Consider the following 22,264-nt stretch of genomic DNA (forward strand, 5'->3'; position numbering starts at 1 on the left):
CGCGCCTGGATGCCCGCAACCAGCTAACCCAAGATCAAACAAATACCTGACCAGTTACAATTTTTCTTTTGAGATATCCTTCGGGATATCCCAACAGAAAAGCTTGCACTCATCCGGTGAGAATACCTGTTAACCCGGAAGTTACCGGCGCTTGCAGCTTCGAAATAATCGCCTCCTAGTCTGATTAATGTCGCCGCCGAACAAACACAGAACCACAGTTCGCGGCGCAGCCCATGGTCTTCAGTCCCGGAGCAACGGCTGGTGATGACAGTGCGAGACCCCCGTTTTCCCAGCTCGTCTGCCACGGCGATACAGCCGGACGCGGCGATCAAATTCTGCGACACCACGCTCCGCGACGGCGAGCAGGCGCCTGGCGTCGCATTCACCGCGGCCGAGAAACTCGCCATCGTCGCTGCCCTGGACGCCATCGGGGTGCACCAGATCGAAGCCGGAATCCCGGCGATGGGTGTCACCGAGCGGGACGTGCTGCGGGAGATCCTCGCAACCGATCCGCAGGCGGAGATCGTGGGCTGGTGCCGGGCCGACCGCCGCGACGTCGAGGCCGCGGCAAGCTGCGGCCTTGTCACCGCGCACCTGACCATCCCCGTCTCCGACTTGCACCTGAAGAGCAAGTTGGGGCGGGATCGGACCTGGGCGCGGCAGCGGGTCCGCGAGTGTGTCGCGGATGCGACGGATCGTGGGATGCGGGTGAGCGTCGGTTTCGAGGACGCCTCCCGAGCCGACGACGCGTTCGTCACGGACCTGGCGGGCGAACTGCGGGAACTGGGCGTCACCAGGCTGCGCTGGGCCGACACCGTCGGCCTGCTCGACCCGGTGAGCGCGCACGATCGGCTGGGGCGACTGGTCAGGGCGGTCCCGGGGCCGTGGGAGATCCACGCCCACGACGACTTCGGCCTGGCGACGGCCAACACCATCGCCGCCGTCCAGGCGGGGTTCACCTGGGTCAGCACCACCGTGCTCGGCCTGGGTGAACGCGCCGGGAACGCTCCGATCGAAGAGGTCGCGATGGCGCTTCGGCACCTGCTGAAGCTGCCCGTCGACCTGGACACGACGGCGTTCCGCAGCCTCGCGCGGCTGGTATCGCGGGCCGCGCGCCGGCCGCTGCCGGCAGGCAAGGCGGTGGTCGGTGAGTCGGTGTTCGCGCACGAGTCGGGCATCCACGTGCACGGCATCCTGCGCCACCCGGCGACGTACGAGCCGTTCGATCCCGCCGAGGTCGGCGGGCGCCGGCGGCTGGCGATCGGCAAGCACAGCGGGCGGGCCTCGGTCCGGTACGCGCTGGCCAAGTACGGCATCGACGCCGAGGACAGCGAGATCGAACCCCTGCTGGAGCGGGTCCGTGCCGCCGCCACCCAGCACAAGCGCGGCCTTCACAGCCGCGACTTCCAGGAGCTTCTCGGGCGGGTGGAGATGCCGACCCCCCGAGTGGAGGCCCCCCAGCGCGAAGAGCAGGTCTGACCGATCTGCCCCGCGGCATGGGGTTGCACGACCAGCACCACGGTAGTGCCGACGTCCCGGTCCAATCCGACCGGCGGCACGTCCGGCATCCCGCGGGCCGACCGGCCCGGCTAGCCCGATCGGCATGGCCGAGCCCCGGTGACCGCGAGCCGGGCAACCGTCCCAAGGAGGAGCACCGCATGCGCCAGATCGCGTTCTACGGCAAGGGTGGTATTGGCAAGTCCACCACCCAGCAGAACACCATGGCGGCCATGGCCGAGGCGGGCCAGCGGGTCATGATCGTCGGCTGTGACCCCAAGGCCGACTCGACCCGCCTGATCCTGCACGCAAAGGCGCAGACCTCCGTCATCCAGCTCGCCGCCGAGAAGGGTTCGGTCGAGGACCTGGAGCTCGACGAGGTTCTCGTCGAGGGCCAGTGGGGCATCAAGTGCGTCGAGTCCGGTGGCCCGGAGCCGGGCGTGGGCTGCGCCGGCCGTGGCGTCATCACCTCCATCACCTACCTGGAGGAGGCGGGCGCGTACGAGAACCTCGACTTCGTCACCTACGACGTCCTCGGTGACGTTGTGTGCGGCGGGTTCGCGATGCCGATCCGCCAGGGCAAGGCGCAGGAGATCTACATCGTCACCTCCGGCGAGATGATGGCGATGTACGCGGCGAACAACATCGCCCGCGGCATCCTGAAGTACGCGCACTCCGGTGGCGTCCGGCTCGGCGGGCTCATCTGCAACAGCCGTAACACCGACCGCGAGGACGAGCTGATCATGGAGCTCGCCCGCCGCCTCAACACCCAGATGATCCACTTCATCCCGCGTAACAACGTCGTGCAGCACGCCGAGCTGCGCCGGATGACGGTCATCGAGTACGACCCGACCAACAGTCAGGCCGACCAGTACCGCGAGCTGGCCAACAAGATCATCAACAACGACATGAAGACGATCCCGACGCCGATCACCATGGACGAGCTCGAGGAGCTCCTCATCGACTTCGGGATCATGGCGCAGGAGGACGAGAGCGTGATCGGCAAGACTGCCGCGGTCGCCTGACGCGTCGCCCCGACCACCTGTTCCACTCACCGTCGAGGATGAGGTCCCGATCATGACCACGACGCCGGCACCGACCCGGGCCGAGACCGAGGCGATGATCGCCGAGGTCCTGGGTCAGTACCCCACGAAGGCCGCCAAGTTCCGGACCAAGCACATCAAGGCCAACGACCCCGAGGGGTCGAAGGAGTGCGAGGTCAAGTCCAACATCAAGTCCCGCCCCGGGGTCATGACGATCCGCGGCTGCGCCTACGCCGGATCCAAGGGCGTGGTGTGGGGCCCGGTGAAGGACCTCGTCACCATCAGCCACGGGCCCGTCGGCTGCGGTCAGTACTCCTGGGCCACCCGGCGCAACTACGCCCACGGCCACCTCGGCGTGAACAACTTCACCGCGATGCAGATCACGACGGACTTCCAGGAGAAGGACATCGTCTTCGGCGGCGATGGCAAGCTGGAGACGGTCCTCGACGAGATCGTCGAGCTGTTCCCGCTGGCCAAGGGCGTCTCGATCCAGTCCGAGTGCCCGATCGGTCTGATCGGCGACGACATCGAGGCCGTCGCCAAGAAGTCCGCGAAGAAGCACGACATGCCGATCATCCCGGTCCGTTGCGAGGGGTTCCGCGGCGTGAGCCAGTCGCTGGGTCACCACATCGCGAACGACGCTGTCCGCGACCACGTGCTCGGCACCGGCGGCGGCACCTTCGAGCAGACCGACTACGACGTCGCGCTGATCGGTGACTACAACATCGGCGGTGACGCCTGGGCGTCGCGGCGCATCCTCGAGGAGATGGGCCTGCGGGTCATCGCCCAGTGGTCCGGCGACGGCACGCTCAACGAGATGAAGTCGACGCACCTGTCGAAGCTCAACCTGATCCACTGCTACCGCTCGATGAACTACATCTGCACCACCATGGAGGAGCGCTTCGGCACTCCGTGGACCGAGTTCAACTTCTTCGGCCCGTCGAAGATCGTCTTCTCCATGCGTAAGATCGCCGAGTTCTTCGACGACGAGGTCAAGGCGAAGACCGAGGCTGCGATCGCTCGCTACCAGGTGCGCTTTGACGAGATCACCAAGGCGTTCCGGCCGCGGCTCGAGGGCAAGCGGGTCATGCTCGCCATCGGCGGCCTGCGCCCCCGGCACACCATCGGCGCGTACGAGGACCTCGGCATGGAGGTCGTCGGCACCGGCTACGAGTTCGCCCACAAGGACGACTACACCCGGACCTACAGCATGCTCAAGGAAGGCACCCTCCTCTACGACGACCCGAACTCGTTCGAACTCGAGGAGTTCGCCAAGCACCTCAAGCCGGACCTGATGGGTGCGGGCGTCAAGGAGAAGTACGTCTTCCACAAGATGGGCATCCCCTTCCGGCAGATGCACTCTTGGGACTACTCCGGGCCCTACCACGGCGTCGACGGCTTCGCGGTCTTCGCCCGGGACATGGACATCGCCATCAACAGCCCGGCCTGGGACCTCCTCGAGGCCCCCTGGTCGAAGGCCGGCGAGGTCGTCTGATCCGCCGCCCTCCGGGCACCCGGGCGCCAGGCGCCCAGCAGTAGACGCCCACCTGTAGTAGCTGACCAGTAGTCCATCAAGGTCTGGCCGAACGCAGCCGCCAGCGACCCCGTGACCCCGAAATGGTCGTTGGCGGCTGCCGCGGCAGGCCTCAAGCCCCACCTGGGGACAAGCCCCACAGGGGAGAGGAGGGACGTCCGGTGACGACGACCCCCGAGCATGCCAGCGCGGTCCCACTGCGGGTCCTTGACCACAACGACATCTTCCGCGATGAGGTCTACCAGAAGCAGTTCGAGGGCAAGCGCGAGTTTGAGGACGCGGCCCCGAAGGAAGAGGTCCAGCGGGTCCTGGACTGGACCCGCGGGTGGGAGTACCGGGAGAAGAACTTTGCCCGGGAGGGCCTGACCGTCAACCCGGCCAAGGCCTGCCAGCCGCTCGGCGCGGTGCTCGCCGCGCTCGGGTTCGAGGGCACCATGCCGTTGGTGCACGGGTCGCAGGGCTGCGTGGCGTACTTCCGCAGCCACTTCGCCCGGCACTTCAAGGAGCCGGTGCCCGCCGCCTCCACCTCGATGACCGAGGACGCCGCCGTGTTCGGCGGCATCAACAACCTCGTCGAGGCGATGGAGAATATCACCGCCCTCTACAAGCCGAAGCACATCGCGGTCAGCACCACGTGCATGGCCGAGGTCATCGGTGAGGACCTGTTCGCCTACATCGGCGCGGCCCGCGAGCAGGAGGTGATCAGCCAGGACTTCCCGGTGTCGTACGCCCACACCCCGTCCTTCGTAGGCTCGCACATCACCGGCTACGACGTGATGCTCAAGGGCATCATCGAGATGCTGTCGAAGTCCCCCGACGCGGACGCGTCGAAGGTGGAGAAGTCCGACAAGGTCCGGCTGAACGTCATCCCCGGGTTCGACACCTACGTCGGCAACCACCGCGAGTACCGGCGCATCCTCGAGCTGATGGGGGTCGACCCGCTGATCCTGGGCGACCACTCCAGCTCGCTGGACTCCCCGGCGGACGGCGAGTACTTCCTCTACCCGGGCGGCACCCCGCTGACCCAGGGGGCGCTGGCGAAGTTCAGCCGCGCGAGCCTGCTGCTGCAGGAGAGCACGCTGCGCAGGACGGCCGAGTACATCCAGAAGGACTGGAAGCAGGACACGATCCTGCTGGAGACCCCGATCGGGGTCAAGGGCACCGACGCCTTCCTGACGGCGGTCGCCAGGGTCGCGGAGGTCGAGGTCCCGGCGGAGCTGACCCTCGAGCGCGGTCGCCTGGTCGACGCGATCACCGACTCGCATGCCTACGTGCACGGCAAGCGGGTGGCCCTCGCCGGCGACCCGGACCTCGTCATCGCGCTGACCCGGTTCGTGCTCGAGCTCGGGATGATCCCGGTGCACGTCGTGAGCACGAACGCCGACGCCACCTTCAAGGCCCGGATGGAGAAGGTGCTCTCCGCCAGCAAGTTCGGCGCGGAGGCGACCGTGTGGCCGGAGAAGGACCTCTGGCACCTGCGGTCGCTGGTCTTCACCGAGCCGGTCGACCTGCTCATCGGCAGCATGCAGCTGAAGTACATCTCCCGTGAGGCGAACGTGCCGCTGGTCCGGGTCGGGTTCCCGATCTTCGACCGGCACCACCTGCACCGGTTCCCGATCATCGGCTACACGGGTGGTCTGCACCTGCTTACCCAGCTCGTCAACACGATCCTCGACGAGATGGACCGCAACGCCCCCGACCACAGCTTCGACGCGGTCCGCTGACGCGCCGTCCGCTGTAGCCGAGTCGCCACCGGTGGGACTCACCACCGGCGACGAACCGGGCCAGACGTGGTCGGTCGGCCGCGCCCACCGCGCTCCCTGCGGCCGGCCGACCACTCCCACGGGTCGAGACAGGCAGGAGCACCTGCGCCTTCTCCCCCGCTCACAGGTGGGTCGGTCGACTCCCTCCCGGGTTGATCGACCCCCTTGTCCAGCCTCTCCCGAGGACCGCCCCCTCCCGAGGATGGCCCATGGCTGCTACCGAACGTGCCGCCCTGTTCACTGAGGCGGCCTGCGACCACAACAATGCCAAGAGCGCCAAGGCTCGCAAGGCGGGCTGCCCCAAGCCCAAGCCGGGTGGAACCTCCGGCGGCTGCACCTTCGACGGGGCGATGATCACCCTCGTCCCGATCGCCGACAGCGCCCACGTCGTCCACGGCCCGATCGCCTGCGCCGGCAACTCCTGGGACGGCCGGGGCAGCCTGTCGTCCGGGCCGACGCTGTTCCGCCACGGTTTCACCACCGACATGACCGAGAACGACGTGGTGCTCGGGGGCGAGCAGCGCCTGTTCGACACGATCTGCGAGGTCGTCGAGCGTTACGCGCCGCCCGCGGTCTTCGTCTACTCCACCTGCGTCACCGCGATGATCGGCGACGATCTCGAGGCGGTCTGCGCGGCCGCCGCGGAGCGGACCGGGGTACCCGTGATCCCGGTCGAGGCCCCGGGTTTCGCCGGAAACAAGAACCTCGGCAACAAGATCGCCAGTCAGGCCCTGTTGGACCATGTGATCGGCACGGTCGAACCGGACGACGTCACCGACTTCGACGTCAACCTCATCGGCGAGTTCAACATCGCCGGCGAGCTGTGGGACGTGGTGCCGCTGCTGACCCGGCTGGGGATTCGGCTGCGGGCCTGCATCAGTGGGGACGCCCGCTACCGCGACATCGCCGCGGCGCACCGGGCGAAGGCGACCATGGTCGTCTGCTCCCGCGCGCTGCTGGGCCTCGCCCGCGGCCTGGAGGAACGCTACGGCATCCCCTGGTTCGAGGGCAGCTTCTACGGCGTCAGCGCGATGGGCGACTCGCTGCGCGGCTTCGCCCGCCTGCTCGGTGACGACGATCTCTCCCGCCGCACGGAGGAGCTCATCGCTGTCGAGGAGGCGGCCGTCGAGACCGCGCTCGCGCCCTACCGCGCCCGGCTCGCCGGCCGCAAGGCCGTGCTCTACACCGGTGGCGTCAAGAGCTGGTCGATCGTCTCCGCGCTGCAGGATCTCGGCATCGAGGTCGTCGGCAGCGGCATCACCAAGAGTTCCGACGGCGACGTCGACAAGATCCGTGAATTGCTCGGCGACGCCAAGCTGATCTCCGATGGCAGCCCGCGGGAACTGCTGCGGGTGGCGGAGGAGACCGGCGCCGACATCCTCGTCGCCGGCGGCCGCAACCAGTACACCGCGATCAAGGGCCGGCTGCCGTTCCTCGACATCAACCAGGAGCGGCACATCCCCTACGCGGGCTACACCGGCATGGTCGAGTTCGCCCGCCGCCTCGATATGGCGATCGGGAGCCCGGTGTGGGAACAGGTCCGCCGGCCTGCCCCCTGGGACCTGGTCGGGGCCCACTGATGGCCAAGATCTTCAACCCGGAGCGGCGCGGCGCGATCGACCCGCTCAAGTACAGCCAGCCACTCGGCGGCGCGCTCGTCTTCCTCGGCCTGGCCGACTCATTGCCGATCATGCACGGGTCGCAGGGCTGCGCGTCGTTCGCCAAGGCCCTGCTGACCCGGCACTTCAACGAGCCGATTCCGCTGCAGACCACGGCGATCAGCGAGGTGACCGCGGTCCTCGGCAGCGGCGAGGCCATGGTGGCCACCCTCGACGCCATCCGCAAGAAGCAGCGCCCGGCCATCATCGGCCTGCTCACCACGGGCGTCACCGAGGTCTCCGGGGAGGACGTCGGCGGCCAGCTGCGCACCTACCTGGCCACCTGGGCCGACGCCGACGAGGACGCCGCGCCGCTGATCATCGGGGTGTCCACCCCGGACTTCCTCGGCGGGCTGTCCGACGGCTGGTCGGCCGCGCTGGAGGCGTTGATCCGGGCGGTGGTGCCCGCACCGCTGACGGTCGAGGACCGCTCGGATGCGTCGACCGCGCTCATCGCGGCCTCCGCCCCGCCGGCAGCCACCCTCCCCGCCGCCCCACCGGCCGCCGCCACCATGCCGGCCGGCGCCGCCCGCGTGATCCCCGCCGCGGCGCCGGTCACCACCACCGTCCCGGCTTCGCCTCTGCCCCGGCAGGCCGGTACGACCGACGGGGACGCCGCCGGCCGCAACCTGGTCGCCGTCCTCGCCGGTCCCGCACTCACCGCGGCCGACCTCGACGAGGTCGCCGGGCTGGTCCGGGCGTTCGGGCTCGACCCCGTGCTGGTGCCGGACCTGTCCGGCTCGGTCGACGGCCATCTCGCCCCGGCCTGGCAGCCGACGACGACCGGGGGCACGGGCGTCGCCGAGCTGCGCTCGCTGCGCCACGCCGGCGCCGTCCTCATCGCCGGCGCGACCGCGGCCCCCGCGGGCGAGCTACTCGCCGCCCGCACCGGCGCCCGACTGCTGCGCCACCGGCACCTGTCCGGCCTGACCGAGATGGACGCCCTGGTCACGGAGCTGATGGCGCACACCGGCCGGACCGCCCCCGAGCGGGTCCGCCGCGACCGGGCCCGCCTCGCCGACGGCCTGCTCGACGCGCACTTCGTGCTCGGCGGCGTCCGGGTGGCGATCGCCGGGGAGCCCGAGACCCTGCTGGCCGCCGGTTCGCTGCTGCGCGACGTCGGCGCCGAGATCGTGACCGCGGTGTCGCCGACCCCGGCGCCGGCCCTCGCCGACGCGCCCTGGGCCGAGGTCGTCATCGGCGACCTGGCCGAGTTCGCCGAACGGGCGCAGGCCGCCGGTGCCGAGCTCGTCCTCGGCTCCAGCCACGCCCGGGGAATCGCGGAGCGGATCGGCGCCGCGTTCCTGCCTACCGGTTTTCCGCTCTTCGACCGGCTAGGGGCGGCGATGGACGGCACCGCCGGCTACGTCGGCAGCCTGCGGCTGCTGATCGGCGCGGCGAACCGTGTCCTCGACCACGGGCACGGGCACGCCCGGCCGGGTCGGCCGTCGCTGTCCGCGTCGCACGGATCCGCCGCGGCCGGTCATCGCGCCGGCCCCGAGATCCCCCAGCAGGGCCGTGGCACGGCAGAACCCGACGAACTCGACAACCTGTTCCAGGAGTCCCCGTGTTGAAGATCGCCTTCGCGACCAGCGACGGCACCGCTGTGGACCAGCACTTCGGCTGGTGCCGACGGTTCGACGTCTACGAGGTCGGCCCCGAGGGGTCGCACCTGCTGGAGACCCGCCTGCTGGAGGCGGCGTCCGACGACGAGCAGGACAAGATCGAATCCAGGCTGGCCGCGGTCACGGACTGCGCGATCCTCAACATCGCCGACATCGGCGGCACCGCCGCGGCGAAGGTTGTCAAGGCCAAGATCCATCCGGTGAAGGTGGCCAAGGGCGCCAGCGTCTCCGACCTGCTGACCCGCTACGTCGCGACGCTGGCCGGATCCCCGCCGCCCTGGCTGCGCAAGGTCCTCAAGCACAGCGAGTCGCAGCAGCCGGCCGCGCAGAGCTGGACTCGCAGCGTTGCTGCCGTTCTGAAGGGAGACGCGGCATGAGCGAGGCGAAGGACTTCCTGCGTGACCTGCTCGACCAGGTCCGGGCCGGTGACTCCTACGGCCAGCTCGATCGGTTCTCCGACGACCAGCTGCTCGCCCCGTTCGTGTTGACCAAGGAGCAGCGCCGCACGATCGCGACCAACTGCGACCTCGATATCGCCACCGGGGCCCGGCTGCGGTCGTTCTACCAGGCGATCGCCGCCGCCACCGAGAAGGCGACCGGAGCGTTCACCACGACGATCCTCGACCTCAACAGCGAGGGTTTCGGCCGAGTGATCATTTTTGCGGGCCGACTCGTCGTGCTCGACAACGCGCTGCGCGACGTGCAGCGGTTCGGCTTCAACTCGTTCGAGGAGCTCGCCGCCCGCGGCGAGGCCCTGGTGAGCGGCGCGAGCAAGCTGATCGAGCGCTGGAGCGAGGTCGCCCGCGATGACTCCTGAGACGCCGGCCCCGGACACCGCGGGCCTCGACACCGCCGCCGCCCAGCAGCGGCTGCGCAAGCTCCACAGCAAGGCCACCCGGCTCAAGCTCGATCTTCACGACCTCGCCGAGGACCTCCCGATCGGCTGGGAGGGCCTGCTCGACGTCGCCCGCCGGACCTATGACGCCTACGCCGAGATCGCCCTGTTGGAGGGCCTGGCCGAGAAGGAGACGTCGCGATGAGCGCGACCACCGACGCCGGCCAACTGGCCGAGTTCAACCGCTGCTCCACCGCGGAGGAGTACTTCACCCTGCTGGAGGTCGACTTCGACCCGCGGGTCGTGGCCGTCAACCGGCTGCACATCCTCAAGCACTTCGCCGGCGAGCTGGCCAAGCTGCCCGAAGCCGGAGCCGACGCGGAGCACCCGCGGCATCTCCTGCGCGAATACCGCGACGCGCTCGTCCGCTCCTACGAGGCGTTCACCAACGCCACCGCGCTGGACCACCGCCTGTTCAAGGTGCTGAAGGACCGCGCGCCGCAGTCGGCCTTCGTGCCGGCATCCGAGATCACCGTGCAGCGGTTGGGGTCCACCCAGCCGTCGGAAACGTCCGAGCCGACGGAGGAGTCCCGATGACCAGTAACACCTACGACGTCGGCGACGTCGTCATGGCCGCCAAGGCGCTGCGCAACGACGGCACCTACCCGGATCCGGCGATCTCCATCGGCGAGATCCTGGTCGAGGAGGGGACCCGCGGCCAGGTCATCAACGTCGGCCTGTACCTGCAGGAGCACATCGTCTACGCGATCGCCTTCGAAAACGGCCGCATCGTCGGCGCGTTGGAGCGCGAGCTCACCACCGTCGAGGATGCAGCGCACGAGGAGTCCGGGGACGCGCAGCCGGCCGCGAAGACGACGGCCGCCGGGGCTGCGGCGGAGGGCTCGGCCCCGGCCGCCGTCCTGGTGGCAGAGAAGGTGCCGGCCGAGCCCGCCGCGCACAGCGCCCACGACGGGGCCGCCGGGCCGGCGGCGAAGTCCTGCAAGCACGGGTCCGTGAACTGCAAGTCGACCAAGGCGGACGCCGAGGCCGCGGCACCGGCCGCGCCCGCGAAGCCCACGCCGTCTGCCAAGCCCACGCCGCCCGCGAAGCCCACGCCGCCCGCGAAGGACGGCCGTCGGTGAGCGGGCAGCCGGTCGCGCTGCAGGTGGTCGGCGCTGCCACCACCGGCGAGCTCGTCCGGCGGGACGACGCACCGGCGCCGAACCTGGCGGGTGGCTGTAAGAGCACGACGAGCTGCGGCACCAGCGCTCCCGTGCAGGACCCGGAGATCGCGCAGAAGATCGCCAACCACCCGTGCTACAGCGCCGAGGCGCACCAGTACTACGCCCGCATGCACGTCGCGGTCGCGCCCGGCTGCAACATCCAGTGCAACTTCTGCAACCGGAAGTTCGACTGCGCCAACGAGAGCCGGCCAGGCGTCACGAGCACGCTGCTGACTCCTGAGGACGCGTTCGCCAAGGTCAAGCTGGTCGCCAGCGAGATCAAGCAGATGAGCGTGCTGGGGATCGCCGGGCCCGGTGACCCGCTGGCGAACCCGAAGCCGACCTTCCGCACGATGGAACTGGTGGCCCGGGACTGCCCGGACATCAAGCTGTGCCTGTCGACCAACGGTCTGCGGCTGCCCGAGTTCGTCGACCGGATCGCCGACCTCAACGTCGACCACGTCACGATCACGATCAACATGATCGACCCAGAGGTCGGCGAGCGGATCTACCCGTGGATCACCTGGCGGGGCAAGCGGTACACCGGCCGGGAGGCGTCGAAGATCCTCTCCGAGCAGCAGCTCGCGGGGCTCGCGGCGCTGGCCGAGCGGAAGATCCTCTGCAAGGTCAACTCGGTGATGATCCCCGGGATCAACGACGAGCACCTCGTCGAGGTGTCCCGGACCGTCAAGGGGCTCGGCGCCTTCCTGCACAACGTGATGCCGCTGGTCTCGGCCCCCGAGCACGGCACCCACTTCGGCCTGACCGGCCAGCGCGGCCCGACCCCGCAGGAGCTCAAGGCCCTGCAGGACCGGTGCGAGCAGGACGACGGCGCCGAGATGAACATGATGCGCCACTGCCGGCAGTGCCGCGCCGACGCGGTCGGCCTGCTCGGCGAGGACCGCGGCGACGAGTTCCTGCCCGAGACGTTCCAGGACCGGGAGATCGGCTACGACCTCGCCGGCCGCCAGCAGGCGCACGAGGAGATCGAGCGCTGGCGCACCGAGGTCGCCGCGACCCGGCAGACCCTGAACATCGCCACCGGTGCGCGCACCCCCGACGCGCCGGCGGACGAGCCCGTCCGGCCGGACGAGGTCGTCCTCGTCGCGGTCGCCACCAAGGGCAGCGGCGTCGTCAACCAGCACTTCGGCCACGCCGGCGAGTTCTGGATCTACGAGGGCGGCCCCGGCTGGGCCCGCCTGGTGCAGACCCGCGACGTCGACCGCTACTGCAACGGCCCGTCGGACTGCGACGAGGACGTCTCCAAGCTCGATCGCACCATCGAGATGCTGTCCGACTGCGCAGCCGTGCTGTGCAGCAAGATCGGCCTCGGGCCGCGCGAGGCGCTCGAGGAGGCCGGCATCGAGCCGGTCGAGATCTACGACCTGATCGACAAGGCGGTGGCCGAAGTCGGCGCCCGCCTCGTCGCCAACCGCACCCCCGCGGAGGTAGGCACCCCATGACCACGACCGCCACCGTCATCGAACTCACCGACAAGGCTGTGGCGCAGGTGCGCCACCTGCTCGACTCGACCCAGGGCACCGAGGGATTCGCCCTGCGCATCGGCGTCGACCCGGGCGGCTGCTCCGGCTACACCTACAACCTGGCGCTCGTGCCCGGCGCCGAGACCGGCGACGTCGTGCTGCCGCAGGACGGCTTCGACGTCGTCGTGAACACGACGAGCATCGACCTGCTGCGCGGGATGCGCGTCGACTACACCGAGACGCTGACCTCCTCCGGCTTCACCTTCGCCAACCCGAACGCGAAGAGCTCCTGCGGGTGCGGGTCGTCGTTCGGCTCGTCCGACGATCCCGAGCGCACCGCGGCCGACGCGAAGCTGCGCGAGCAGGTCGAGGAGATCATGGAGGAGATCCGCCCGATGCTGCGCGGGGACGGCGGGGACGCCGAGGTCGTCGCCGTCCTCGCCGGGGGCGGGCAGCCCGGCACCGCCGAGGTGCACCTGCGCCTGACCGGCGCCTGCGGCGGCTGCTCCAGCGCGAATGCCACGCTGACCGGCGTGATCGAGGCCCGGCTCCGGCAGGAGCTGCCCGAGATCGGCCGGGTCGCGCTGGTCGCCTGATCGGGTCGCCTTCCCCCGTCCTGCCGAATCCGCGGAGAGCTCGATGGTCACTGCCCGGTCTCACTCCCACCCGCGCCTGCGGTCGATGTGCCCCGGCCCGCCCGCGCGGATCCTGCCCGTACAGGCGGCGCCGCCTGCGGCGGAGACTTCCCGACGCTTCGATCGGCAGTTGACCATCCCTGGCTTCGGGGTATCGACCCAGCGGCGGCTGAGCCAGGCGACGGTCCTGGTGGCCGGCGTCGGCGGCGTCGGCGAGGCGGTCGCGGCCTACCTCGCCGCCGCCGGGGTCGGCCGCCTCATCCTGATCCATCCGGGCGACCTGGCGGACCCGGCCGTGCCCGGCCTGATCGCCGAGGCGGACGCCGTCGTCGACGCCCGGCACAACGACGCCCGGCACAACTTCCCCGAGCGGTACCTGATCAACCGGCTGTGCGTGCGGGCGGGGGTGCCGCTGGTCGTCGCCGCGATGAACGCCACCGAGGCGTATCTGCTGGTGGTCCGGCCGGGGGAGCCGTGCCTGCGCTGCGTGTTCGGCGAAGGCGACCCGGCCTGGGAACCGCTCGGCTTCCCGGTGCTCGGCGCCGTCGCGGGCACGGTGGGCGCCCTGGCCGCGACGGAGGCGCTCAAGGTCGTCGGCGGTTTCGCCGAGCCGGCCGCCGGCTGCCTCGGCCATCTCGACCGGTGGGACGTCGACCTGCGCACCCCGCGGACCCGGCGCGACCCGGCCTGCCCGGACTGCGGCCCGGGGAGCACGCCGTGATCTACCTCGACCACAATGCGACGACGCCGGTCGACCCCGAGGTCCTCAACGCCATGCTGCCGCTGCTGCGGGAGCACTTCGCCAACCCGGCGAGCCCGCACCCGGCCGGTCAGGCGGTCGCCCGGCTCGTCGACCGGGCTCGTCGCGACGTCGCCGTCCTCGCCGGCGCACGTCCGCGCGACGTGGTGTTCACCAGCGGCGCGACCGAGGCGGCCAACCTGGCGATCGCCGGGGTGCTCGCCACTGCGCCCCCGAACCGGCGCCGCGTCCTGGTCGGGGCCACCGAGCACCCGGCGGTCCTCGCCGCGGTGCAGGCCGCCGTCGAGTTGCACGGGGGCCGCGTGCAGACCGTCCGGGTGCACCCGGACGGCGCCATCGACCTGTCCCACCTGCGCGCGCTGCTGCACCCCGTGCCGCCGTCCACTGCTGTGCCGCCGTCTGCTGCTGGGTCGGCCGCGGATCCCGAGGGCTCAGGGGGCCCTCGGGGCCGCGGTGAGGCCGACGAGGTCGCCCTGGTCGCTGTCATGGCGGCCAACAACGAGACGGGGGCGCTCAACGACCCGCGACCGGTTGCCGCCCTCGCCCACGAGGCGGGAGCGCTGTTCCTGTGTGACGTCACCCAGGCGTTCGGCCGCATCCCGGTCTCGGTCACCGAGACGGGGATCGACCTCGCCGTCGCGTCCGCGCACAAGATGTATGGCCCGAAGGGCACCGGGGCGCTGATCGCCGGCCGGTCGGTGCGGGCGCGCCTCACGCCGCTGATTCACGGCGGCGGGCAGGAACGCGGCCTGCGCGCCGGCACCCTCAACACCCCGGGCATCGTCGGTTTCGGTGCCGCGGCCCGCATCGCCGCCGCGATGATGGACGACGAGGCCATCCGGCAGCGGGCCCAGACGGACCTGCTGTTCGACCTGCTCGTCGGGTGGCTCGGCGCGGATGCGCTGGAGGTCAACGGGCCGGTCGAGGATGGCAGCGCCCGGCCCGGCCCGGTCCGGCTGCCGAACACGTTGAACCTGCGCTTCGTCGGCGCCGACGCGGACGCCGTCCAGTCCTGTCTGCCCGACGTGGCGGTGTCCGCCGGCTCCGCCTGCCACGGCGGGGGAAGCGAGCCGTCCCCGGTGCTGCTCGCAATGGGCCGTTCGGCGACCGCTGCGCGGGAGAGCCTGCGGTTCAGCGTGGGTCGGTTCACCACCGTGGATCAGATCCACGCCGCCGCCGCGACGGTGGCCCGCGCCGTGCTGCGCGTGCAGTCCCTTCGGGCGGTCGGGTCCGGCGAGGTCCCCTGGCCCGCCGAACCCGGGGAGCCCGAGCTGCCGGCGGCGAGCGACCGGCCCGCCGCCGGCTGGACCGGCGAGGTCTCCCCGACCCCGGGGCGGACCCCGGAGCTGCCTGTTCCTCGGTCTGCCCTGCCCTGATGACCGGCCCGCGCTGCCAGTCTCGCCACGCGTGGTCCTGGCACTCCCGGCGCGGGATCGCGACGTTGAGATGAGGTCCCTCATGCCCACCGAGCAGTTGTCCGAACGGTCCGAAGGGGCCAGACGGCTGGAGAACGTGGTAATCCGCTTCGCCGGCGACTCCGGCGACGGGATGCAGCTCACCGGTGACCGGTTCGGCGCCCAGGCGGCCGCCCTCGGTAACGATGTGGCGACGCTGCCGAACTACCCGGCGGAGATCCGCGCCCCAGCGGGCACCGTGGCCGGCGTCTCGAGCTACCAGCTCCACATCGCCGACCACGACATCCGGACTCCCGGTGACCAGCCTGATGTCCTCATCGCCATGAACCCCGCGGCGCTGAAGGCCAACGTCGCCGAGCTGCGCCCCGGCGGCGTCATCATCCTGGACACCGACGCGTTCACGGTGCTGGGTCTCGAAAAGGCCGGCTACGACGTCGACCCGCTGACCGACGGTTCGCTGGACGCCTTCCAGGTGCACGCCATCAACCTGACCGGGTTCGCCGCGGCCGCCGTCGCCGATCACAACCTCAAGCGCAAGGACGCCGCGCGAACGAAGAACATGTTCGCTCTCGGCCTGGTGTCCTGGATGTTCAGCCAGCAGATCGAGGACACGATCGCCTACCTGCACAAGCGCTTCGCCTCGAAGCCCGACGTGCAGGCCGCGAACGTCTCCGCGCTGCGCGCCGGCTGGATCTACGGCGAGACGACCGAGGCCTTCGCGAACGTCTACGAGGTGAAGCCGGCCCCGCTCCCGGCTGGCACCTACCGGCACATGAAGGGCAACAAGGCCGTCGCCTACGGCCTGGTGGCCGCGGCGCACCAGGCCGGGATGCCGCTGTTCCTCGGCGCCTACCCGATCACCCCGGCGTCGGAGATCCTGCACGAACTGGCCGCGCTGGTCTCCAACGACGTGCGGTCCTTCCAGGCCGAGGACGAGATCGCGGCCATCGGCGCGGCGATCGGCGGGTCCTATGCCGGCACGCTCGGAGTGACCGTCACCTCGGGTCCCGGGATGGCGCTCAAGGCCGAGGCGCTCGGCCTCGCCGTGATCATGGAGCTGCCGCTCGTCATCGTCAACGTGCAGCGCGGCGGGCCGTCCACCGGCCTGCCGACCAAGACCGAGCAGTCCGACCTGCTGCAGGCGCTCTACGGCCGGCACGGTGAGGCGCCGATGCCGGTGATCGCGGTGCGCTCGGCGGCGGACGGCTTCGACGCCGCGATGGAGGCCGCGCGGATCGCGTTGGCCTACCGCACCCCGGTCATCCTGCTCTCCGACGCCTACATCGCCAACGGCAGCGAGCCGTGGCGGGTCCCCGAGGTCGAGGAGCTGCCGTTCATCGGGATCGACCTGGCCACCGAGCCGAACGGGGTCGACGCGGACGGCAACCCGATCTTCCTGCCGTACGCGCGTGACCCGGTGACCCTCGCCCGGCCGCTGGCGATCCCCGGCACCCCGGGGCTGACCCACCGGATCGGCGGCCTGGAGAAGGCCGACCTCACCGGCGCGGTGTCCTATGACCCGGACAACCACGATTTCATGATCCGTACCCGGCAGTCGAAGATCGACGGCATCGACGTGCCGCCGCTGGAGGTCGACGACCCGAGCGGTCCGCCCGGATCCGGTGCGGACGTGCTCGTGATCGGCTGGGGTTCGACGTGGGGCCCGATCGGGGAGGCCTGCCGGCAGGTGCGGGCCGAGGGCATGAAGGTCGCCCAGGCGCACCTGCGCCACATCGTGCCGCTGCCGGCGAACCTCGCCTCGGTGCTCTCCGAGTACCACACCGTGCTCGTGCCCGAGATGAACCTTGGCCAGCTCGCCGGTCACCTGCGCCGCGAGACCCTGATCGACACCGTCGGTTACAACCGGACCCGCGGGATGCCGTTCTGGACGGCGGAGCTCGCCTCCGTCATCACCCGGGTGATCCAGGGCATCGACGAGGACGCCTCGGGTGCCGCCGGGACGAAGCCGGTCGGCGACGTCGGCGCGCGCCTCGCGGCGATGTCGGAGGCGGGGGCGGCGAAGCCCGCGGCCCACGCCGGCACGGCCACTGCCAGCCAGCACGACGCGACCCGGGAGGCAGGACGATGAGCACGGTCAACGGAAAAGCTGAGGAGCCGGTCGACGGCGCGAGCGGCCGGCGGGCGCCGACGGTGGCGGACTTCACCACCGGCCAGGAGGTCCGCTGGTGCCCCGGCTGCGGGGACCACGCGATCCTGTCGACGATGCGCGGGCTGCTGCCGGCCCTCGGCGTCGCGCCCGAGAACACCGTGGTGGTGTCGGGCATCGGCTGCTCCTCGCGGCTGCCGTACTACCTCGACACTTACGGCATCCACTCCATCCACGGTCGGGCGCCATCGTTCGCGACCGGTATCTCGATCAACCGGCCGGACCTGTCGGTCTGGGTCGTCACCGGTGACGGCGACGCGCTGGCCATCGGCGGCAACCACCTGATCCACGCGCTGCGGCGCAACGTGAACCTCAAGATCCTGTTGCTCAACAACCACATCTATGGGTTGACCAAGGGGCAGGCCTCGCCGACGTCCAAGGTCGACACGATTGGTCCGTCGAGCCCGTTCGGCTCGCTCGACAACCCGTTCAACCCGATCGCGCTCGCGCTCGGGGCCGGGGCGACGTTCGTGGCCCGCACGATCGACTCCGACCGCCGCCACCTCACGGCGACGCTGACCGCCGCCGCGGCACACAAGGGCGCGGCGCTGGTGGAGATCCGGCAGGGCTGCCCCACGTTCAGCGCGATCCCCCGCCAGCCCAGCCGGGCCGCCGGCCAGACGAGCCCCGAGGAGCCGGACAACCCGGCGGCGCCCGAGCACGGCCCGATCCGGCTCTCGCCCGGCCTGCCGATCGTCTTCGGCGCCAAGGAGCAGTGGGGCGTGGTCCGCGACCCGAGCACCGGTGAGCTGGGTATCGGCCACGGCGGCGACTCCCGCGTCGTCGTCCACGACCCGGGCACCCAGAACTCCACCTACGCCTATGGGCTCGCCCGCCTGGCCGAGACGTCGCTCGCCGAGCCGCCGATCGGGGTCTACCGGTCGGTCTCCCAGCCGAGCTTCGACCAGCTCTACCAGGAGCGGCTGGCGACGGCCCGCCCCGACGGCCGTGGTGACCTGCGGTCGCTGCTCACGGGCAGCGACTCCTGGGTGGTCGCCGGCTAGCAACCAGACCGCCGGCCGGGGAGCTGCGCCCCCGGCCGGGGTGGACGGACGGGCGGCCGGGCGGACCGCCCGTCCTGTGATGAGAGGGGACCAGGTCGACTTCGGTCGGTCTGGTCCCCTCTGGCACGTCCGGGCCCGATGGTGGCCTGGCCGGAGCGGCCGCCTCGGAATGCCCGGTGGGAATGCCACTTCGAATGGCCCCGCGTGGGGGGCCGGCCGGGGCGGAAATCCTTGGGGTTACCGGAATGGGAGAGACCCGAATTCACCCAGCGTTGCCGTCGCCGACACGGTCGGGGTGGTTCGCGGTGACACTTCACGGCCGGCCTTCGCTCCGGCTTTCGCTCCGGCCTTCACAGCGGCGGTGCATGGTGGCGACGCGCGGCGGCGGTGCATGGCGGCGGTGCATGGAAATGCCGCCGGCCGGCGGTGTGGTGTGAAGTTGAAAGGCCGGTGCCCGGACGGGGGTGGTCCTGAGCACCGGCCGTAGCCGGCGGTCCCGCTGACGCCGTGGCCGCGTCAGCCTTCGCCGGCGGCTTGTGCCGTCAGCGTCCGTACCCCGCGACGAAGGGGGTGTCGGCCCTGATCGGGCCGACCCTGTCCGCGCCGCCCGGATCGCCGACGGGAACATCCCGCCCAGGCAGGATGGTGCTGAAGAAGCGGGCCTCGTCCACGATGAACTCGAATTCCGCCGGTGGTACCAGCTTGACGCTCATGATCGCGTCGACCGGGCAGGCCGACTCGCACGCCGCGCAGTCGATGCACTCGTTTGGATTTATGTACAGCTTCCGAGCGCCCTCGTAGATGCAGTCGACGGGACATTCGCCCAGGCAGGCGGTATCCTTTACATCAATGCAGGCGGACGTGACGACAAACGTCATGAGTGCCTTCTTTACCGGTCGCCGGGACGGGTCGAGTGTTGAAGGCGGGCCGGGTCCACGGTGACCCGCGGATCGATGGTGGGCTCCGTCGTCGATCACGGAATCCGTGCCATCGGAACCGGTCCGATTTCTACGGTTCGGCCTTACGTGCGACTTCCAGGAAAGCGTAACAGGAGACCGGGCTGGATGGCGAGATCGGCTGTAAAGGGAGCGTAAACAAGTCGATCCGTGTTCAGTGGCTTTTGATGTGAAGATCCCAAGGCCCCGGAAAAACCTAAGGATAAGTCCAAGGAAAAATTTTTCCTGGCCCCTGGCCCGGCCCCTGCCGTCGGCCGTCGCCGCCCTCACTGCGCCGCGTAGGTGCAGCAGCGCGACGGTGACCGGGAAGACGGCCACCGGCACGGTCACCGCCGCGAGGCCGGCGCCGACGGCCGCCGCGGCGGCGAAGGTGAAGTAGTGGCATCGGCCGGCACCAGGGGCGTCGGCCCATCGGCGGCGGCGTCGTCGAGGAGTCCGTCAGCTCGGGCAGTGCCGCAGCCGGCGAGCTACCGGCCGGCTCCGGTTTGCCGCCCGGCCGGCAAACCGGCAGGTGACCGGCCTGACAGCCGGTCACCCCTGCCGCAGTGGCCCCGCCGGCCCCGCCGGGGTCGGTGCGTTGCGGTGCGTTGTGCACGATCCCGGGGCTCAGACCGTGCACAACGCACCGCAACCGGCCCCGCCCGGGTTCGGGGGCCCAGAGGGTTCCGTGTCCGTTTCGTTCCTCTGGGCAAGCGAGGCCGGGGTGGGCGGCGGGGTGAGGCGGAGTCAGACCTTGGCGGCGCGCACGGCGTCGGCCAGGCTGGAGGTCGGCCGGCCGAGCAGCCGCTGCAGATCGTCCGCGTCGACATCGAGCGCACCGCCACGGATCGACCCGTCGATGCCGGCGAACAGGCCCGCCGTCGTCTCGTCGAGCCCGGCCTGGCCCAGCGCGGCGGCGAGCTCCACAACCGTGACGTCGCGGTAGGTGACGGTGGTGCCGGTGACCTCGGTGATCGTCGTGGCCAGCTCGGCGAGGGTGAACGGCGTGCCGCCGAACTCGTAGATCGCGTTGTCGTGCCCCGAGGTCGTCAGGACCTTCGCGATGCCCGCGGCGAAGTCGGCCCGGGAGGCCCCCCTGATCCGGCCGTCGCCCGCGGCACCGAGGACGAACCCTTGGCTGAGGTACTGACCCAGCTGGGCGGTGTAGTTCTCGTGGTACCAGTTGATGCGCAGCACCGTGAACGGCACCCCCGCGGCCGCGAGCACCTCCTCGGTGGCCTTGTGCTCGGCGGCGAGGGACAGGTCGGTCACGTCGGCCCGCGGCGCGCTGGTGTAGACGATCCACCCGACGCCGGCCGCCTTCGCCGCCTCGATCACGGCGGTGTGCTGGGCGACGCGCTGGCCGAGCTCGCTGCCCGAGACGAGCAGCAGGGTGTCGACCCCCGCCAGGGCAGCGGGCAGGCTTGCCGGGTCCGAGTAGTCGCCCGCCCGGACCTGCACCCCGCGTTCGGCGAGATCGGCGGCGCGGGCGGGCGTCCGAGCCACCGCGATGATCGTTGACGGCTCGACCCCGGACTGGAGGAGCTTCTCGACGACGAGCCGGCCGAGGTGTCCCGTGGAGCCGGTGACGGCGATGGTGGCCATGGGTGTTCTCCCTGTCGGTTGTGATTACCTTTGGTAAGTACTAACCATAAGATAGTGGCAGTCCCAGGCGGGATCGTAGGCTTGCGACCATGTCCTGCGAGCGTGATATGGCGGTGGGCGAGCCGTGTCCTGGGGAGGTCGGTCCCAGCGATGAGCTCGTCAGCGATGTCTTCGCCCGGGGCTGCAGCTCGCGGGCGGCGCTCGAGGACGTGGGGTCCAAGTGGGGAATGCTCGCCATGCTCGCGTTGGGCGAGGATAGCTACCGGTTCAATGCGCTGCGTCGCCGTGTCGAGGGTGTCAGCGAGAAGATGCTCTCCCGGACGCTGCAGCTCCTGGAGCGCGACGGCCTCGTGCTCCGCGAGGTGGTCAGCACGATCCCGGCGCGGGTCGAGTACTCGCTGACCCCGCTGGGCGGCCTGGTCGCGGCGCAGCTGCGCGTCCTCGCCGACCTGTTCGAGGGGTCGGCGGCCGAGATCAGTCGGGCTCGGACGGCCTACGACGCCGAACGGAGGCCGTGACGGCGCCGGAACTGGCGGGGGTGGCCTCCGCGGTCGCGGGCGCGGTCGGGACGTCGGCGAGACGGCGGCTCATCGAGTCGGCGATCCGGTGGGCCTGAAGCTTGGCGCGATCCGCGTGCGGACCGCTGTGCAGGTCGTCGACGGTCGTTATCCACAGCTCCAGCCAGTGGGCGAACAGCTCGGGCGTGAGCCGGACGCGGGCGTGCAGCTCGGCGTGTACCCCGAAGGCGTTGCGCCGGTAGGTCCCGGCCCGAAAGATCACCGCCTGCCAGAAGTCGCAGATCACCGGCAGGTGCGCGGGAAGGTCGAGCTGCGCGACGTCGACGAAAATGGGGCCGAGCTGCGGATCGGTGAACGCCCGCCGGTAGAACTCCGTGACGAGCGTCACGATGTCCGCCCGCGCGCTGATGTCCGGCTGCCCGGCGGCGTTCGGCTGTGCCCGCATACTCGAGACTACCAAGCTTCGGCGAGAGGGCTTCCGCCTTTGGGCGGGAGGTGAATCGTCAGGGCCGCGCGAAGGTCACTTTCCGTGCTGACTGGTTACTCTGGGTTGTGAGGAATGT

The 22,264-nt window shown here is 70.6% G+C and carries 21 protein-coding genes; 18 read left to right on the top strand and 3 right to left on the bottom strand.

Annotated elements, in window-relative coordinates; genetic code table 11:
- The first annotated feature begins 261 nt into the window (after positions 1 to 261).
- From nifV to G6R25_RS09345, 17 genes are all read left to right on the top strand, one after another.
- Positions 262 to 1,479, top strand: a complete 1,218-nt coding sequence (gene nifV / locus G6R25_RS09265; RefSeq protein ID WP_163552641.1) for a homocitrate synthase — start codon at positions 262 to 264, stop codon at positions 1,477 to 1,479.
- 179 nt (positions 1,480 to 1,658) lie between these two features.
- Positions 1,659 to 2,522, top strand: coding sequence for a nitrogenase iron protein (nifH, locus tag G6R25_RS09270; protein ID WP_163552642.1), 864 nt, complete (start codon positions 1,659 to 1,661; stop codon positions 2,520 to 2,522).
- A 52-nt stretch (positions 2,523 to 2,574) separates the two neighbouring features.
- Entirely contained in the window at positions 2,575 to 4,035 is a 1,461-nt protein-coding gene (gene nifD / locus G6R25_RS09275) for a nitrogenase molybdenum-iron protein alpha chain (protein WP_163552643.1), read from the top strand.
- A gap of 200 nt (positions 4,036 to 4,235) precedes the next feature.
- Positions 4,236 to 5,798, top strand: a complete 1,563-nt coding sequence (nifK, locus tag G6R25_RS09280; protein WP_163552644.1) for a nitrogenase molybdenum-iron protein subunit beta — start codon at positions 4,236 to 4,238, stop codon at positions 5,796 to 5,798.
- 248 nt (positions 5,799 to 6,046) lie between these two features.
- Complete coding sequence (gene nifE, locus G6R25_RS09285) at positions 6,047 to 7,417, top strand: nitrogenase iron-molybdenum cofactor biosynthesis protein NifE (RefSeq protein ID WP_163552645.1); 1,371 nt, start codon at positions 6,047 to 6,049, stop codon at positions 7,415 to 7,417.
- The gene (locus G6R25_RS09290) at positions 7,417 to 9,069 is read left to right on the top strand and encodes a nitrogenase component 1 (protein WP_163552646.1); all 1,653 of its coding nucleotides are present in this window, start codon (positions 7,417 to 7,419) and stop codon (positions 9,067 to 9,069) included. The genes nifE and G6R25_RS09290 overlap by 1 nt, the downstream gene beginning before the upstream one ends.
- The gene (gene nifX, locus G6R25_RS09295; RefSeq protein ID WP_136447373.1) at positions 9,063 to 9,497 is read left to right on the top strand and encodes a nitrogen fixation protein NifX; all 435 of its coding nucleotides are present in this window, start codon (positions 9,063 to 9,065) and stop codon (positions 9,495 to 9,497) included. Before G6R25_RS09290 ends, nifX begins: the two co-directional genes overlap by 7 nt.
- Complete coding sequence (locus G6R25_RS09300; RefSeq protein WP_163552647.1) at positions 9,494 to 9,937, top strand: NifX-associated nitrogen fixation protein; 444 nt, start codon at positions 9,494 to 9,496, stop codon at positions 9,935 to 9,937. The genes nifX and G6R25_RS09300 overlap by 4 nt, the downstream gene beginning before the upstream one ends.
- The gene (locus tag G6R25_RS09305; RefSeq protein WP_163552648.1) at positions 9,927 to 10,160 is read left to right on the top strand and encodes a CCE_0567 family metalloprotein; all 234 of its coding nucleotides are present in this window, start codon (positions 9,927 to 9,929) and stop codon (positions 10,158 to 10,160) included. Before G6R25_RS09300 ends, G6R25_RS09305 begins: the two co-directional genes overlap by 11 nt.
- Positions 10,157 to 10,552, top strand: coding sequence for a nitrogenase-stabilizing/protective protein NifW (gene nifW, locus G6R25_RS09310; RefSeq protein WP_136447376.1), 396 nt, complete (start codon positions 10,157 to 10,159; stop codon positions 10,550 to 10,552). The genes G6R25_RS09305 and nifW overlap by 4 nt, the downstream gene beginning before the upstream one ends.
- Positions 10,549 to 11,097 (top strand): nitrogen fixation protein NifZ, encoded by a 549-nt coding sequence (locus G6R25_RS28765; RefSeq protein WP_163552649.1) that lies wholly within the window; start codon positions 10,549 to 10,551, stop codon positions 11,095 to 11,097. Before nifW ends, G6R25_RS28765 begins: the two co-directional genes overlap by 4 nt.
- Positions 11,094 to 12,641 carry a nitrogenase cofactor biosynthesis protein NifB gene (gene nifB, locus G6R25_RS09320; RefSeq protein ID WP_136447378.1) on the top strand — a complete coding sequence of 516 codons (1,548 nt, stop codon included), beginning with the start codon at positions 11,094 to 11,096 and terminating at the stop codon, positions 12,639 to 12,641. Before G6R25_RS28765 ends, nifB begins: the two co-directional genes overlap by 4 nt.
- The gene (locus G6R25_RS09325) at positions 12,638 to 13,258 is read left to right on the top strand and encodes an iron-sulfur cluster assembly accessory protein (protein WP_163552650.1); all 621 of its coding nucleotides are present in this window, start codon (positions 12,638 to 12,640) and stop codon (positions 13,256 to 13,258) included. Before nifB ends, G6R25_RS09325 begins: the two co-directional genes overlap by 4 nt.
- Positions 13,259 to 13,301: 43 nt before the next feature.
- Positions 13,302 to 14,018 (top strand): HesA/MoeB/ThiF family protein, encoded by a 717-nt coding sequence (locus G6R25_RS09330; RefSeq protein ID WP_163552651.1) that lies wholly within the window; start codon positions 13,302 to 13,304, stop codon positions 14,016 to 14,018.
- A complete protein-coding gene (locus G6R25_RS09335; protein WP_163552652.1) occupies positions 14,015 to 15,433 on the top strand; it encodes a cysteine desulfurase family protein in 1,419 nt (472 codons plus the stop codon). The genes G6R25_RS09330 and G6R25_RS09335 overlap by 4 nt, the downstream gene beginning before the upstream one ends.
- An 82-nt stretch (positions 15,434 to 15,515) precedes the next feature.
- Entirely contained in the window at positions 15,516 to 17,561 is a 2,046-nt protein-coding gene (locus G6R25_RS09340; protein ID WP_163552653.1) for a 2-oxoacid:acceptor oxidoreductase subunit alpha, read from the top strand.
- Positions 17,558 to 18,643 carry a 2-oxoacid:ferredoxin oxidoreductase subunit beta gene (locus G6R25_RS09345; RefSeq protein ID WP_163552654.1) on the top strand — a complete coding sequence of 362 codons (1,086 nt, stop codon included), beginning with the start codon at positions 17,558 to 17,560 and terminating at the stop codon, positions 18,641 to 18,643. Before G6R25_RS09340 ends, G6R25_RS09345 begins: the two co-directional genes overlap by 4 nt.
- 542 nt (positions 18,644 to 19,185) lie before the next feature.
- Here the strand turns inward: G6R25_RS09345 and fdxA are convergent.
- A complete protein-coding gene (fdxA, locus tag G6R25_RS09350) occupies positions 19,186 to 19,521 on the bottom strand; it encodes a ferredoxin (protein ID WP_163552655.1) in 336 nt (111 codons plus the stop codon).
- Positions 19,522 to 20,325: 804 nt separating this feature from the next.
- On the bottom strand, positions 20,326 to 21,183 hold the full coding sequence (locus G6R25_RS09355) for an SDR family oxidoreductase (RefSeq protein WP_163552656.1): 858 nt from the start codon (positions 21,181 to 21,183) through the stop codon (positions 20,326 to 20,328).
- Between the two features lie 89 nt (positions 21,184 to 21,272).
- On the opposite strand from G6R25_RS09355, the gene G6R25_RS09360 reads away from it, so the two are divergent.
- The gene (locus G6R25_RS09360) at positions 21,273 to 21,701 is read left to right on the top strand and encodes a winged helix-turn-helix transcriptional regulator (RefSeq protein WP_163552657.1); all 429 of its coding nucleotides are present in this window, start codon (positions 21,273 to 21,275) and stop codon (positions 21,699 to 21,701) included.
- Here the strand turns inward: G6R25_RS09360 and G6R25_RS09365 are convergent.
- Positions 21,658 to 22,146 (bottom strand): group III truncated hemoglobin, encoded by a 489-nt coding sequence (locus G6R25_RS09365; protein ID WP_163552658.1) that lies wholly within the window; start codon positions 22,144 to 22,146, stop codon positions 21,658 to 21,660. The two genes, G6R25_RS09360 and G6R25_RS09365, sit on opposite strands and share 44 nt — an antisense overlap.
- Positions 22,147 to 22,264 lie beyond the last annotated feature (118 nt).

Source organism: Candidatus Frankia alpina, from assembly GCF_902806485.1.
Lineage (GTDB): Bacteria > Actinomycetota > Actinomycetes > Frankiales > Frankiaceae > Frankia > Frankia alpina.

Bases quoted from the DNA above. Each gene is read 5' to 3' on its own strand.
- nifH (WP_163552642.1), top strand. From the start codon at position 1,659: ATGCGCCAGATCGCGTTCTACGGCAAGGGTGGTATTGGCAAGTCCACC.
- nifD (WP_163552643.1), top strand. From the start codon at position 2,575: ATGACCACGACGCCGGCACCGACCCGGGCCGAGACCGAGGCGATGATC.
- nifE (WP_163552645.1), top strand. From the start codon at position 6,047: ATGGCTGCTACCGAACGTGCCGCCCTGTTCACTGAGGCGGCCTGCGAC.
- G6R25_RS09290 (WP_163552646.1), top strand. From the start codon at position 7,417: ATGGCCAAGATCTTCAACCCGGAGCGGCGCGGCGCGATCGACCCGCTC.
- G6R25_RS09300 (WP_163552647.1), top strand. From the start codon at position 9,494: ATGAGCGAGGCGAAGGACTTCCTGCGTGACCTGCTCGACCAGGTCCGG.
- G6R25_RS09305 (WP_163552648.1), top strand. From the start codon at position 9,927: ATGACTCCTGAGACGCCGGCCCCGGACACCGCGGGCCTCGACACCGCC.
- nifW (WP_136447376.1), top strand. From the start codon at position 10,157: ATGAGCGCGACCACCGACGCCGGCCAACTGGCCGAGTTCAACCGCTGC.
- G6R25_RS28765 (WP_163552649.1), top strand. From the start codon at position 10,549: ATGACCAGTAACACCTACGACGTCGGCGACGTCGTCATGGCCGCCAAG.
- G6R25_RS09325 (WP_163552650.1), top strand. From the start codon at position 12,638: ATGACCACGACCGCCACCGTCATCGAACTCACCGACAAGGCTGTGGCG.
- G6R25_RS09330 (WP_163552651.1), top strand. From the start codon at position 13,302: ATGGTCACTGCCCGGTCTCACTCCCACCCGCGCCTGCGGTCGATGTGC.
- G6R25_RS09340 (WP_163552653.1), top strand. From the start codon at position 15,516: ATGCCCACCGAGCAGTTGTCCGAACGGTCCGAAGGGGCCAGACGGCTG.
- G6R25_RS09345 (WP_163552654.1), top strand. From the start codon at position 17,558: ATGAGCACGGTCAACGGAAAAGCTGAGGAGCCGGTCGACGGCGCGAGC.
- fdxA (WP_163552655.1), bottom strand. From the start codon at position 19,521: ATGACGTTTGTCGTCACGTCCGCCTGCATTGATGTAAAGGATACCGCC.
- G6R25_RS09355 (WP_163552656.1), bottom strand. From the start codon at position 21,183: ATGGCCACCATCGCCGTCACCGGCTCCACGGGACACCTCGGCCGGCTC.
- G6R25_RS09360 (WP_163552657.1), top strand. From the start codon at position 21,273: ATGTCCTGCGAGCGTGATATGGCGGTGGGCGAGCCGTGTCCTGGGGAG.
- G6R25_RS09365 (WP_163552658.1), bottom strand. From the start codon at position 22,146: ATGCGGGCACAGCCGAACGCCGCCGGGCAGCCGGACATCAGCGCGCGG.